Below are 12895 nucleotides of genomic sequence, written 5' to 3' on the forward strand. Positions count from 1 at the left end.
ACGCGATACCAGGCGCCGCATCCCGGGCCTTGTTCTATCGGATCTCTTGATCGCGACGCGCTGCCACGTCATTCGATGGCGCGCAAGCGATATGAAACAGAAAAACGGAGCGTTGTTCGGAACAGATCCAAAGTCAATCCGGGGGATTTCTGAGCGTTATTGGGGTTGCAACGCCGCTTCGACCGTATAACGTGCCGCTCTTCTGCAGCCGCCCGATGGAAAGACGATCGTCCTGCCGCATGAGCCTCACCGCTGCCCAGATTCTCGACCTCGCCCCCGATGCGTCGAGCCGCAAAGCCGGCCAGGATCAGGCCAAGCCTGCCAAGTGGAGCGCACCGGGCCGGGCGGGCGGGGTGATCTGGGGTGAGATCAAGGGCAGCGGGGCGAGCCCCTACCGCACGGTGGCCGATCTCGCCGGGCCGGCTTCGAAATGCACCTGCCCGAGCCGGAAATTTCCCTGCAAGCATGCCCTCGGGCTGATGCTGCTCGATGCGGCGGCGCCGCTCGCCGAGGCCGAACCGCCGGACTGGGTCGCCGCCTGGATGAAGGGGCGGGAGAGCCGGGCGACCGCTGCCGAGACCAAGGCCCAGGCTCCCGCGAAGCCCGTCGACGAGAAGGCGCAGGCCAAGCGGCGTCAGGCCCGCGAGGAGCGCGTCGCGGCCGCCCTGGACGAATTCGATCTCTGGCTGCGCGACCTGATGCGCCGCGGCCTCGCCGCCGCCCGGGCGGAGCCCTACGCCTTCTGGGACCGGATGGCGGGCCGCCTCGTCGATGGGCAGGCGCCGGGCCTCGCCCGCCGGGTGCGTGCCCTGCCGGGGCTGGCGGCGGGCGCCCCCGTTCTCGGCGCCGCCCGGCCCGATGCGGCTTTGGCCCTCGCCCTGGGACGGCTCGCGCTCCTGGTCCGGGCGGCGCGGCGGCTCCATGCCCTGGCGCCGGACCAAGTGGCGAGCGTGCGCGCGGCGCTGGGCTATCCGGTCGGTGCGGAGGATCTCGCCGCCCGGCCCGATGCGGTCGACGACTGGGCGGTGCTCGCCCATGCGGTCGAGGAGGAGGACAAGCTCACCGCACGCACGGTCTGGCTGGCCGGGCGCCGCAGCGGCGCCCTGGCGCAGATCGTGGACTATGCCAGCGCCGGCGCGCCGCTGCCGCCGGTCCCGGCGGCCGGTCAGGATTTCTGCGGCGCGCTCGCTTTCCATCCCGGCACGCCGCCCCTGCGGGCGGTGATTCGAGAGGGACGTGCCGGTGCCGCGCCCTTCGCCGGCCTTCCGGGGGCGACGGGCATCGCGGCGGCCCTCGACGGTTTCGCCCAGGCCCTGGCGCAGGCGCCCTGGCTGGAGAGCTGGCCCCTGCGGCTGCGCGAGGTCCGCTTCGGGCACCTTTCCGAGGGGGCGGAGGCTCCCGCCTTCGGCATCGGCGACGCCACGGGCAGCCTCGCCCTGAAGGCCGATCCGCGCGTGGGCGCCCTCGTCGCGGTGGCGGCGGGGCGGCCGGTCGATCTGTTCGGGCTCTATGACGGGTTCGGGCTGAGCGTCCTCGCCCTGGTGGCGGAGGGCCATCTCTATGCGGTGCCGGCGCAGGACCTCCGGCCCATCCTGACGCGGGCCGCCTGATGGGTGCCGTGCCTGTCGCGGACGGGTTCGAGGCGGCCCTGGCCGCCGCCCTGATCGGGGCCGAGCGGGCGCCGCCCGCCCTGCTGGACGATGCCTTCCCCGGCCTCGCCCCGGAGGCGGATTCGGGCGGGCGGCTGCTTGCGCGCCTCGCGGCGCAGGGGCTCCATCACCTGGCCGGGCGAGGGCTGGCGGCGGAGGCGCTGGCGCCGCTCCCCCCGCGGGAGGCCGCCGGCCCGGAATGCCCGCCCGCCGCGGCGGCGCGGCTCGCCCTGCTCCTCGCCGGGGGCCGCACCGCGCGCCCGCGGCTGGCGGAATGGTGCGCGCTGGCCGGCGCGGCGGGCGTGCGTGCGCCGATCTGGCTGCTGCCGGCCCTGATTCCCTATCGCAGCGACTGGCCCGAGGCCCTCGACCGGATCGCCGGCCCGGAGATCGCCTGGTTCCGGCAGGCCTGCGGCGGCGAGGCCTCCCCCGCCGCCGGGCGGGACTGGACCGAGGGGACGACGGAGGAGCGCCGGGCGGCCTTCGCCGCCTTCCGCCAGCGCGACCCCGAGGGCGCCCGCGCCGCCCTGGAGGCGGGCTTCCGGGCCGAGAAGGCGGAGATGCGCCACGCCCTGGTCTCGATCCTGGAGATCGGGCTGAGCGAGGCCGACGAGCCCTTCCTCGAAGCCTGCCTCGACGACCGGTCCTCCGGCGTGCGGGCGGCGGCCCAGGGCCTGCTCCCGCGCCTGCCGCGCTCGCGCCTCGCCGCCCGCATGGGCGCGCGCGCCAGGGCCGCCCTCGTCCTCGAGAGCAAGCGGCGTCTCCTCGGGGGGACAAAGCACGCGCTCGTGGTAACGCTGCCCGAGGAATCGCCCGCCCTCGCCCGGGACGGCGTGGAGCCCAACGCCTACGAGCGCCGGGGCGGCGGCACCCGGGCCGGGCTCCTGCGGGACATTCTCGCCCGCGCGCCCCTGCATGTCTTCGCCGAGCATCCGCCGCGGCTCTGGATCGAGCTCGGCCTGCACAGCGAGTTCGCCGAGGCGATCTTCGAGGGCTTCTTCGCCAGCGTGCGCCGCGAGCGCGACCCCGACTGGGTCCGCGCCCAGGCCGCGGTTCTGGGGGAGGCCTATGCCGGGCGCCTGTCCGGGATCCGGCCGACGAATCCCCTGCGGGAGAGGTGGGCCCGCACCGTGGCCCTGCTGCCGGCGGAGGAATGGGAGCGGACCGTGGCCGCGGCGTTGCCTCACGGCGCGATCGAGGACGCATTCGCCCTGCTCGTCACCGGCCCTCCGGTCTTCTCGGAGCGCTTCGGCGCCGCCTGCCTCGACTGGCTCGCCGCGGTCACCCGCGGGTCCCGGGCCGACCGGGACGGCCTCGCCAAGACCTGGCTCCTCGACCGCCTCGGCGAGCGGATCGTCCCCACCGAGGACGCCGCGGCCGCGGCGGCCGCCATCCTGGCACGATTGCCGGAGGGCGAGGACCACCGCCTGCACGGCCAGCTCGCCGCCTTCGCCGAGACCCTGGCGCTGCGCGTCGCCCTGCGGCGCGACTTCGCCTGACGGGCATTCGCACGGGAGACAGCCTGAGGATGACGCAGACCAACGGGACCAAGGCCATGCCGCTGCGCCGAGCCGCCGAGGACGCCTTCGCCGAGGAGCTCGAGGCCCTGCGCGCGGCCGACGACCGGCCCCGGCCGCCGAACTGGCAGCTCTCGCCCCAGGCCGTCGTCACCTACCTGCTGGGCGGGCGGCTGCCGTCCGGCTTCGCGGTCTCGCCGAAATATATCGGCGACCGGCGCCTCATGGAGGTCGCGGTGGCGACGCTCGCCACCGACCGGGCGCTGCTGCTCCTCGGGGTTCCGGGCACCGCCAAGAGCTGGGTCAGCGAGCACCTGGCGGCGGCGATCAGCGGGACCTCGCGGCTCATCGTCCAGGGCACGGCCGGCACCAGCGAGGAGGCGATCCGCTACGGCTGGAACTACGCGCTGCTGCTCGCCAAGGGGCCGAGCCGCGAGGCCGTGGTGGGCTCGCCGATCATGCGGGCGATGAGCGAGGGCCGCATCGCCCGCGTCGAGGAGCTGACCCGCATCCCCTCGGAGACGCAGGACAGCTTCATCACCATCCTGTCCGAGAAGACCCTGCCGATCCCCGAGCTGAACGAGGAGGTGGCGGCGCAGAAGGGCTTCAACCTCATCGCCACGGCCAACAACCGCGACCGTGGGGTGAACGAGCTGTCGAGCGCCCTGAAGCGGCGCTTCAACACCGTGGTGCTGCCGCCGCCGGCCACGATCGAGGCGGAGATCGCCATCGTCGAGAGCCGCGTCGCCGCGCTCGGCCGCGCCTTCGAGATCCCGGCCGAGCCGCCGGGCGCCGACCAGATCCGCCGCGTCGTCACGATCTTCCGCGAATTGCGCGAGGGCGTGACCGCCGACGGCAAGAGCAAGGTCAAGCAGCCCTCCGGCACGCTCTCGACGGCGGAAGCCATCAGCGTGGTCGGCAACGGCCTGGCGCTCGCCGCACATTTCGGCGACGGGCGCCTCTCGGCCCAGGACCTCGTCTCCGGGATCAGCGGCGCCGTGGTGAAGGATCCGGTCCAGGACGCGATCGTCTGGCGCGAATACCTGGAGACCGTGGTCAAGGAGCGGGCCGAGTGGAAGGACCTGTACCGGGCCGCCCGCGAGAGCGCCTGAGCGCGCGATGCCCGAGATCCGCCTCTACGGCATCCGCCATCACGGGCCGGGCTCGGCCCGCTCGCTGCGCGCGGCCCTGGACGCCTTCGCGCCCGATTGCCTGCTGATCGAGGGGCCGCCGGATGCCGAGGCGCTGATCCCCCTCGCCGCCGCGGAGGGCATGACGCCGCCGGTGGCCCTCCTCGTCTATCGGCCGGACCGGCCGCAGGCCTGCGCCTTCTTCCCCTTCGCGGCCTTCTCGCCGGAATGGGTGGCGTTGCGGCACGGGATCGCGGCGGGGGCGAGCCTGCGCTTCATCGACCTGCCCCACGCGATCCAACTCGCGGACGGCTTCGGTAAAGCGGAGGAGAGCGGGGAAGCGCCGCAGGACGCGCCGCCGGCCGAAGCCCTCGCCTCCGCGGGGGCGGCGCCTCCGGAAAGCGCCGCGGCGGCGCCCGCCGCGATCCGGCGCGATCCCTTCGGCGAACTGGCCCAGGCCGCGGGCTTTCCCGATGGGGAGCGCTGGTGGGATGCCTTCGTCGAGAGCCGGGCGGGGGCGGATGGGGACGTGTTCGCCGCGATCGCGGAGGCGATGGCAGCCCTGCGGGAGCAGGACGACCCCGATCCCGACGAGGCCTTCCGCGAGGAGGCCCGCGAGGCGCAGATGCGCCAGTGCATCCGCAAGGCGGCCAAGGAGGGCTTCGAGCGCGTCGCGGTGATCTGCGGCGCCTGGCACGTGCCCGCCCTGGCGCGGCACGACGCGCGCGGGCAGTCGGCGGCGGACGCCGCGACCCTGAAAGGGCTGCCGAAGACCAAGGTCGCCGCCGCCTGGGCGCCCTGGTCCTACGAGCGGCTCGCCACGGCGAGCGGCTACCGGGCCGGCGTGCTCTCGCCGGAATGGTACGACACCCTCTGGAACCACGAATCCCGGGTCGCCGCCCGTTGGCTCGCCCGGGCCGCGGCGCTGCTGCGGGAGGCGGATCTCGACGCCTCGCCGGCCTCGGTGATCGAGGCGGCCCGCCTCGCCGAGGCCCTGGCGGGCTTCCGCGGCCGGGCCCGGCCCTCCCTCGACGATCTCGACGAGGCGGCCCAGGCGACCCTCTGCTTCGCCGATCCGGGGCCGATGGCGCTGATCCGGCGCAGGCTCGTGATCGGCGAGCGCCTCGGCGCCACCCCGCCGGACAGCCCGGGCACGCCGGTGGAGGTCGATTTCGAGGCCCAGTGCAGGCGCCTGCGCCTGAAGCCCTCCGCCACGGCCGGGGAACTCACCCTCGACCTGCGCAAGGAGACCGACCTCGCCCGCAGCCATTTCCTCAACCGGCTCGCCTTGATCGGGATTCCCTGGGGCACGCGGCGGGAGGCGCGCGGGCGCGGCACCTTCAAGGAGGCCTGGTTCCTGGCCTGGCAGCCGGAATGGGTGGTGGAACTGGTGGCGGCCTCCGCCGAGGGCGGCACCGTGGCCGAGGCTGCGGCAAGCCGCGTCACGGCGCGCGCCCGGGCGGCGAGCCGGGTCTCGGAACTGTCGGGCCTGATCGGCACGCTGCTCGATGCGGATCTCGCCGAGGCCACGCAGGCGGTTATCCGCGCGCTCAACGACCGCGCCGCCGTCTCCGCGGACGTGTTCGACTTGATGGAGGCGCTGCCGCCGCTTGCCGACCTCGCCCGCTACGGTTCGGTCCGCGCCTCCGACGCCGCGCCGGTGCTGGCGGTGGTGCGCGGATTGGTGCCGCGGGCGGCCGCCGGGCTCGTCGCCGCCTGCCAGAGCCTCGACGACGAGGCCGCCGCCATCGCCAAGAGGCATCTCGTTTCCGTATCGGCCGCCCTGTCGCTCCTGGATGAGCCGGCGCTGAAGGCCGCTTGGCAGGAGGCGTTGCTGGCGCTTGCCGACCAGGAGCATGCCCATGGCCGCGTCGTCGGCCGTGCCGTGCGCCTGCTCTTCGACGATCGCGTGGTCAGCGGCGATGAGGCCGGCCAGCGCCTCGCCCGCGCCCTGTCGCGGGCCTCCGGGGCGGCGCCGGCCGCCGCCTGGATCGAGGGCTTCCTCGAAGACAGCGGCACGGCCCTGATCCACGGGCGGGACCTGCTCGCCGTCCTCGACGACTGGCTCACGGGGCTCGACGAGGCCCTGTTCGTGGAGCTTCTGCCCCTCGTGCGCCGCACCTTCGCGACCATCGCCCCGGCCGAGCGCCGGGCGATCGGCGAGGCCCTGCGCCGGCCGGGAGGCGCCGTGCCGGAGGCCGGGCCGCCGGGCTATATCTTCGACGCGGAGCGCGCGGCCAGGGTGCTGCCGATCCTCCATCGGCTGCTCGGCCCGGAGCCGGGAACGGGAGCGCCGGAATGAGCGACGAGAGCGAACGCCTGCGCCGCTGGCGCCTCGTGCTCGGGGGGGGGCCGGCCGAGGGGACCGGCTGCGCCCTCTCGGAGCACGACCTGCGCCTCGACCGGGCAATGGGCGCCCTCTACGATTCCGACCGCAAGGGAGGGCTCGGCGCCTCCGCGCCCTCGGTGCCGCGCTGGCTCGGCGATATCCGCGACTACTTCCCGGCCTCGGTCGTGCAGGTGATGCAGCGCGATGCCTTCGAGCGCCTCGACCTCAAGCGCATGCTCAGCGAGCCCGAGATGCTGGAGGCGGTCGTGCCCGACGTCTCCCTGGTCTCGACGCTGATCTCCCTGCGCGGCCTGCTCGGCGGCCGGACCAGGGACACGGCCCGCCTCGTCGTGCGCAAGGTGGTCGACGCCCTGATGAAGAAGCTCGAGGAGCCCCTGCGCCAGGCGGTGAACGGGGCGATCGACCGGGCGAGCCTGAACCGGCGCCCGCGCCATGCCGAGATCGACTGGAACCGCACCATCCGGGCGAATCTGCGCCACTACCAGGCGGAGTACCGCACCATCATCCCGGAGACGCGGCTCGGCCATGGCCGAAAGAGCCGCGGCTCGCTCAAGGACGTGATCCTGTGCATCGACCAGTCGGGCTCGATGGCCAATTCCGTGGTCTATTCGAGCATCTTCGGTGCGGTGATGGCCTCGCTGCCCGCGGTCTCGACCCGGCTCGTGGTGTTCGACACGGAGGTGGTCGACCTCTCCGACACCATGGACGATCCGGTGGAGGTGCTGTTCTCGGTGCAGCTCGGCGGCGGCACCGACATCAACCGGGCGGTGGGCTACTGCGAATCCCGGATCACCCGGCCCGAGGACACGGTGCTGGTGCTGATCTCCGACCTCTACGAGGGCGGCGTCGAGGCCGGGCTGCTGGCGCGGGCGCAGCGTCTGGTCGCCAGCGGCGTGCAGGTGATCGCCCTGCTCGCCCTCTCCGACGAGGGCGCGCCGGCCTATGACCGGGCGCTCGCCGCGCGGCTCGTCGCCCTGGGCGTGCCCGCCTTCGCCTGCACGCCGGACCTGTTCCCCGACCTGATGGCGGCGGCGATCCGCAAGCAGGATCTCGGCGCCTGGGCGGCCCAGGCCGGCATCGCCGCCGTGCCGGCCGCCGAGACGCGATAGCGAACGCCCGGCGCCGGGGCGCCGGGGGCTCTTCCCGTTTGCGCCCTCAGAAGCTCGCCTGCGTGACGAACTTCGTGGTGAGATAGGCCTCGATCGCCTCGGAGCCGCCCTCGCTGCCGTAGCCCGAATCCTTCACGCCGCCGAAGGGCGTCTCGGGCAGGGCGATGCCGTGGTGGTTGATCGAGACCATGCCCGCCTCGACGCGCGCGCCCACCCGCGTCGCCCGCTCCGCCGAGCGGGTATAGGCGTAGGCCGCGAGCCCGTAAGGCAGGCGGTTGGCCTCCTCCAAAGCCTCCTCGTCGCGGCTGAAGCGCCGGATCGCGGCGATCGGACCGAAGGGCTCCTCGTTCATGAGGCGCGCCTCGAGGGGCACGTCCGTGAACACGGTCGGCTCGAAGAAATGGCCCTGGTTGCCGATGCGCTTGCCGCCGGTGCGCAGGGTGGCGCCCTTCTCGTTGGCATCGGCCACCAGGGCCTCCATCGCTTCGAGCCGGCGGGCATGGATCAGGGGGCCCATCTGCGTGCCCTCCTCGAGACCGGGGCCGACCTTCAGCCCCTTCGAGACGGCCACGAAGCCGTCGACGAAGCGGTCATAGACCTTCTCCTGGACGAGAAAGCGGGTCGGGGCGACGCAGACCTGCCCGGCATTGCGGTACTTGTTGGCCGAGAGCACCCGCACGGCGGTCTCGACATCGGCATCGTCGAACACGATCGCCGGGGCGTGGCCGCCGAGCTCCATCGTAGCCCGCTTCATGTGCTGGCCGGCGAGCGCCGCGAGCTGCTTGCCCACGGCGGTGGAGCCCGTGAAGGTGATCTTGCGGATGACCGGATGCGGGATCAGGTAGCCGGAGATCTCGGCGGGCTCGCCGAAGACCAGGGCTAGGGCATCGCCCGGCACCCCGGCATCGAGGAAGGCGCGCACCAGCTCGGCGCAGCTCGCCGGGGTGTCCTCGGGCCCCTTCAGGATCACCGGGCAGCCGGTGCAGAGGGCCGCGGAGAGCTTGCGCACGGCCTGGTTGATCGGGAAGTTCCAGGGCGTGAAGGCGGCGACCGGGCCGACCGGCTCGCGCACCACGATCTGCAGCACGCCGTCCGCCCGGGCGGGGATCACCCGGCCATAGGCGCGCCGGCCTTCCTCCGCGAACCACTCCATGATGTCGGCCGCCACCGCGGTCTCGATGCGCGCCTCGGCCAGGGGCTTGCCCTGTTCCAGGCTCATCAGACGGGCGATGGTCTCGGCGCGCTCGCGCATCAGCCCGGCGGCCTTCCGGAGCACCTTGCCGCGCTCGAAGGCCGAGACGGCCCGCCAGGCGGCGAAGCCGCGGGCGAGGGCTTCCAGCGCCTCGTCGAGGTCGGCCCGGGTGGCGCAGGCCAGCCGGCCGAGCGTCTCGCCCGTGGCCGGGTTCAGGATCGGGAGGGTGTCGCCGCCGGCGCCCGCGCGCCAATGGCCGGCGATGTGGAGCTTGACGTCGGGAAACATGGGCAGGCCCCGCTTACGGCGATGAGACCGCCGGGACCTAGCGCAGTTCGGGGCCGGTTAGGAGCGTTTCCTCCTCAGGCGGCGATCCGCTCTGCGTCGGGCGCAGAGATCGACGCCCCTTCGCCCCGGCGCGCCCGCAGGGTGCCGCCCTTGGGCACGATCTTCCAGCCCTCGCGGCAGCCGTCGATCGGCTCGGACACCACGGTCAGGCCCTGCGGCGTCTCGCGGTAGTAGAGGCTCGGCGGGCGTCCGTCGCAGGCCCAGCGATAGGCGGTGAGGGTCTCGCCGTCGGTGAGGACGGCGGTGAAGCGGAAGGCCTCCGTGACCTTGGCCTCCTGCGTCAGCGCGCGCACGGTCGTCACCGTCCGGCGCATGGCGCCGACCGGATCCTCGGTCAGCCCCTCGGCCAGGGCGAGCAGGAAGATCGCTTCCGAATCCGTGGTGCCGCGGCGGGTGTCGTAGAGCTCGTCCGGGATCAGCGCCTCCAGCCGCCGCTTGATCCGGTGATAGCCGCCGATCTGGCCGTTATGCATGAACAGGTGGCGGCCATGGGCGAAGGGATGGCAGTTCGCCCGGGTGGTGGCCGTGCCCGTCGAGGCGCGGACATGGGCGAAGAAGGTGCGCGCGCGGACCTGCGAGCAGAGATTGACCAGGTTCTCGTCCGACCAGGCCGGGCAGATGTCGCGGTAGAGACCTGGCTCCGGGCGCTCGCCGTACCAGCCGATCCCGAACCCGTCCCCGTTGGTCTCGGTCTTCGCCTCGGTGGCGTGCAGGGACTGGTGCACCAGGGAATGCGTCGGCGCGCAGACGAGTTCGTTCAGGAAAACCGGCTCACCGAGATAGGCCAGGAAACGGCACATCGCGGACCTCTGAACCTCCGTGTCTCGCTCGGGAGCGTGCCCGAGCCGCCGCCTGAACGGCACCCCATGCAAGCCTCGGTCCGGAAGGCCGAGGTTCGTTTGCGGAGGCTAACATTCATGCCAGGATGGTGAACAGGTTCTTAATGCGCCGTGGCGCCTGGAAGCATAACCTCCTGATTTGGGCTGAACCCGAAGGCATGGCCGCCGGTTGTCGATGAGCGCCGCACGTTGTCCGCGGTGTCCCCCTTCCCGCGTCGCGTACAGGCAGGTCCCGCTCCGCCGGACCTGAGGAACCCCACTCGAACGAGCGAAGGAGATTCCATGGCTCACGCAAACCCGGATCATCGCGTGGCTCTCGTCGTCGAGGAGGATGCCGACCTTCGCAACCTCGCCTCCGTCCTCATCGAGGAGACGGATCTCGACGTCATCGCCTGCGAGAGCGCAGAAGCGGCCCTCTCCGTGTTGGAGCGGCCCGACGTGGATGTGGCGATGGTCCTCGCCGACACGGCTTTGGCCGGCGCGATGGATGGCGTGGCGCTCGCCCGCACGGTGGATGCGCGCTGGCCGGAGGTCCGGCTGGTCGTGACCTCCAAGCGCGAGACGGACCGCGCGTCGGAATTGCCGTCTCACGCGGTGTTCCTGCGCAAGCCCTGGGTGCCGCTGGCCGTCCTCGTCCAGGCCGAGCGCGCCGCCCTGGCGCCGCACGCCTGACGCAAACGGAAAAGGCCCGCGCTGTCGGGGGACAGCCGGGCCAGATCGTCTCGCTCGTCCGATGGAAAGGCCGCTTCGCAGCGGCCTTCATCGTTTTCGGCGCGAAGGGCCTCAGGAGGCCACGGCGGGAGCAGCGGCGGCCGGAGCCGGGCTCTGCTGCTGGCCGAAGCCGGGGCGGCGCGGGGCGCCGGTACGGGGCTTCGGCTTCGGGGCTGCGATCAGGCCCTCGCGGATGGCGGTCTTGCGGGCCTGCTTGCGGGCACGGCGCACGGCCTCGGCCTTCTCGCGAGCCTTGCGCACGGACGGCTTCTCATAGGCCTTCCGCTGCTTCATCTCGCGGAAAATGCCCTCGCGCTGCATCTTCTTCTTGAGGACGCGGAGCGCCTGATCGACGTTGTTGTCGCGAACGAGTACCTGCAACGGACTTGATCCTCTGGAATACGTCTTTACCGGACCGCGCCCGATCCGGACCCCTCAAGGGAAAAACCGACAAACGCCCCTGTCCCGGGATCGGCCCGGGAGGGACGCGTCGTGTGTCCGAATCGGCGCGAAAGCTTGCACCTGACCTCACGCCATACACCAACGGCGACGCCGTTGGAAGTCGGCGTGAAACCGTTAGGCGTGGGATTGGATGAAGTTGCGCACGAGCGGGTAGGTCTGGCCCTCCCACTTGCGGCCGGAGAAGACGCCGTAATGGCCGACGCCCGCCTGGAGATGATGGCTCTTCATGTGCGGCGCGAGCCCCGTGCACAGATCATGGGCGGCCATGGTCTGGCCGACGGAGCAGATGTCGTCCCGCTCGCCCTCCACCGTCATCAGCGCCGTGCGGCGGATCGCGCCCATGTCGATCGGCGTGCCGCGATAGGTCAGCGCGTTGCGGGCGAGGTCGTAGGTCTGGAACACCTTCGAGACGGTCTCGAGGTAGAATTCCGCCGTGAGGTCGAGCACGGCGAAATACTCGTCGTAGAAGGTCTCCAGCGCGGTCGCCTTCTCGGCCTCGTCGTTCATGTAGTGCCAGAACAGGTCGCTATGGGCTTGGCTGTGGCGCTTGGCGTTCATCGCGACGAAGGCCGAAACCTGCATGAAGCCCGGATAGACCTTGCGGCCGGCGCCCTTGTGGCGGGCGGGCACGGTGGCGATCAGGTTCTGCTCGAACCACTCGATCGGCTTCGAGGTGGCGAGCTCGTTCACGCTGGTCGGGCTGACGCGGCAATCCACCGGGCCGGCCATCAGCGTCATGCTGCGCGGCTGCGTCCGGTTCTTCGACTGGGCCATCACCGCGGTCGCGGCGAGCGCCTGCACCGCGGGCTGGCAGACCGCCAGGAGATGCGTGCCCTCGCCCATGGTCTCGACGAACCGCACGACGTGATCGACATAGTCGTCGAAGCCGAAGCGGCCCTCGGAGACCGGGACGTCGCGGGCATTGTGCCAGTCGGTGATGTAGACGTCGTGATCGGGCAGCAGGGTGCGGATCGTGCCCCGCAGCAGCGTCGCGAAGTGGCCCGACAGGGGGGCGAGCACCAGCACCTTCGGCTGCTCGGTCTCGACGTCCTTGCGGAAGCGCAGCAGCGTCCCGAAGGGCGTGGCCACCACCGGCTCCTCGAGAACGGGCACCTCGCGGTTGCCGACCGTCACCCGGCTGATGCCGTAGGAGGGCCGGGTGAAGGTGAGGCCCGCCCGCATCATCATGCGCGCACCGGCCGACCACCATTTCGCCGGGCCGCCGAAGGGCGAATCGGCGAACGGCGCGGTCGCATCGCGGATCACGCGGCCCCAGGCCCGGGTCTGGCGCGCGATGTCGCTCTGGACGTCGAAGGCTTCGTACATCATCGACCGGTGTCTCCTGCGGGAGGGGACACCGCCGATGCACGACCGGTGGCGCCCTCCCGCGGCAGCCCGCAGGCGGTCTGCGAGGAGGCGGCAGGGTCATCCGCCTCGCAAGGGCGCGCAACCGGCAAAAAGTATATATGTGAACGAGTGTCGTATCCGCGCATCACCGACGTCCGGACCGGCCACCGGGAGAAGCCGCTTTCGCCCTTCTCCCGACGCGAGCATCATGCCCACCGGGGATTCGATAACTTCGAGGAAG

10 protein-coding genes are annotated in these 12895 nt (G+C 72.3%); 6 read left to right on the forward strand and 4 right to left on the reverse strand.

Annotation, left to right across the window (positions count from 1 at the left end; all coding sequences use genetic code 11):
* The first annotated feature begins 239 nt into the window (after positions 1–239).
* From MMB17_RS10285 to MMB17_RS10305, 5 genes are read left to right on the forward strand one after another with little or no spacing between them, the layout of a single operon-like run.
* Positions 240–1610, forward strand: coding sequence for an SWIM zinc finger family protein (locus MMB17_RS10285; protein ID WP_241101857.1), 1371 nt, complete (start codon positions 240–242; stop codon positions 1608–1610).
* Complete coding sequence (locus MMB17_RS10290; RefSeq protein ID WP_241101858.1) at positions 1610–3148, forward strand: DUF5691 domain-containing protein; 1539 nt, start codon at positions 1610–1612, stop codon at positions 3146–3148. Before MMB17_RS10285 ends, MMB17_RS10290 begins: the two co-directional genes overlap by 1 nt.
* Before the next feature lie 29 nt (positions 3149–3177).
* Positions 3178–4278 (forward strand): ATP-binding protein, encoded by a 1101-nt coding sequence (locus tag MMB17_RS10295; RefSeq protein WP_241101859.1) that lies wholly within the window; start codon positions 3178–3180, stop codon positions 4276–4278.
* A gap of 7 nt (positions 4279–4285) precedes the next feature.
* Positions 4286–6598, forward strand: coding sequence for a DUF5682 family protein (locus tag MMB17_RS10300; RefSeq protein ID WP_241101860.1), 2313 nt, complete (start codon positions 4286–4288; stop codon positions 6596–6598).
* Complete coding sequence (locus MMB17_RS10305; protein WP_241101861.1) at positions 6595–7755, forward strand: VWA domain-containing protein; 1161 nt, start codon at positions 6595–6597, stop codon at positions 7753–7755. The genes MMB17_RS10300 and MMB17_RS10305 overlap by 4 nt, the downstream gene beginning before the upstream one ends.
* Before the next feature lie 46 nt (positions 7756–7801).
* Here MMB17_RS10305 and MMB17_RS10310 read toward each other — a convergent pair whose 3' ends face one another.
* Positions 7802–9235, reverse strand: a complete 1434-nt coding sequence (locus MMB17_RS10310) for an NAD-dependent succinate-semialdehyde dehydrogenase (protein ID WP_241101862.1) — start codon at positions 9233–9235, stop codon at positions 7802–7804.
* Positions 9236–9309: 74 nt separating this feature from the next.
* The gene (locus MMB17_RS10315; RefSeq protein ID WP_241101863.1) at positions 9310–10095 is read right to left on the reverse strand and encodes a class II glutamine amidotransferase; all 786 of its coding nucleotides are present in this window, start codon (positions 10093–10095) and stop codon (positions 9310–9312) included.
* A 321-nt stretch (positions 10096–10416) separates the two neighbouring features.
* On the opposite strand from MMB17_RS10315, the gene MMB17_RS10320 reads away from it, so the two are divergent.
* Positions 10417–10806, forward strand: a complete 390-nt coding sequence (locus MMB17_RS10320; RefSeq protein WP_338041778.1) for a response regulator — start codon at positions 10417–10419, stop codon at positions 10804–10806.
* Positions 10807–10917: 111 nt separating this feature from the next.
* On the opposite strand, the gene rpsU is transcribed toward MMB17_RS10320, so the two are convergent.
* Positions 10918–11226, reverse strand: coding sequence for a 30S ribosomal protein S21 (rpsU, locus tag MMB17_RS10325; RefSeq protein ID WP_238310430.1), 309 nt, complete (start codon positions 11224–11226; stop codon positions 10918–10920).
* 195 nt (positions 11227–11421) lie between these two features.
* The gene (locus MMB17_RS10330; RefSeq protein WP_238310429.1) at positions 11422–12636 is read right to left on the reverse strand and encodes a polyhydroxyalkanoate depolymerase; all 1215 of its coding nucleotides are present in this window, start codon (positions 12634–12636) and stop codon (positions 11422–11424) included.
* Positions 12637–12895 lie beyond the last annotated feature (259 nt).

It is taken from the genome of Methylobacterium organophilum (genome assembly GCF_022533465.1).
GTDB classification, from domain to species: Bacteria; Pseudomonadota; Alphaproteobacteria; order Rhizobiales; family Beijerinckiaceae; genus Methylobacterium; species Methylobacterium organophilum.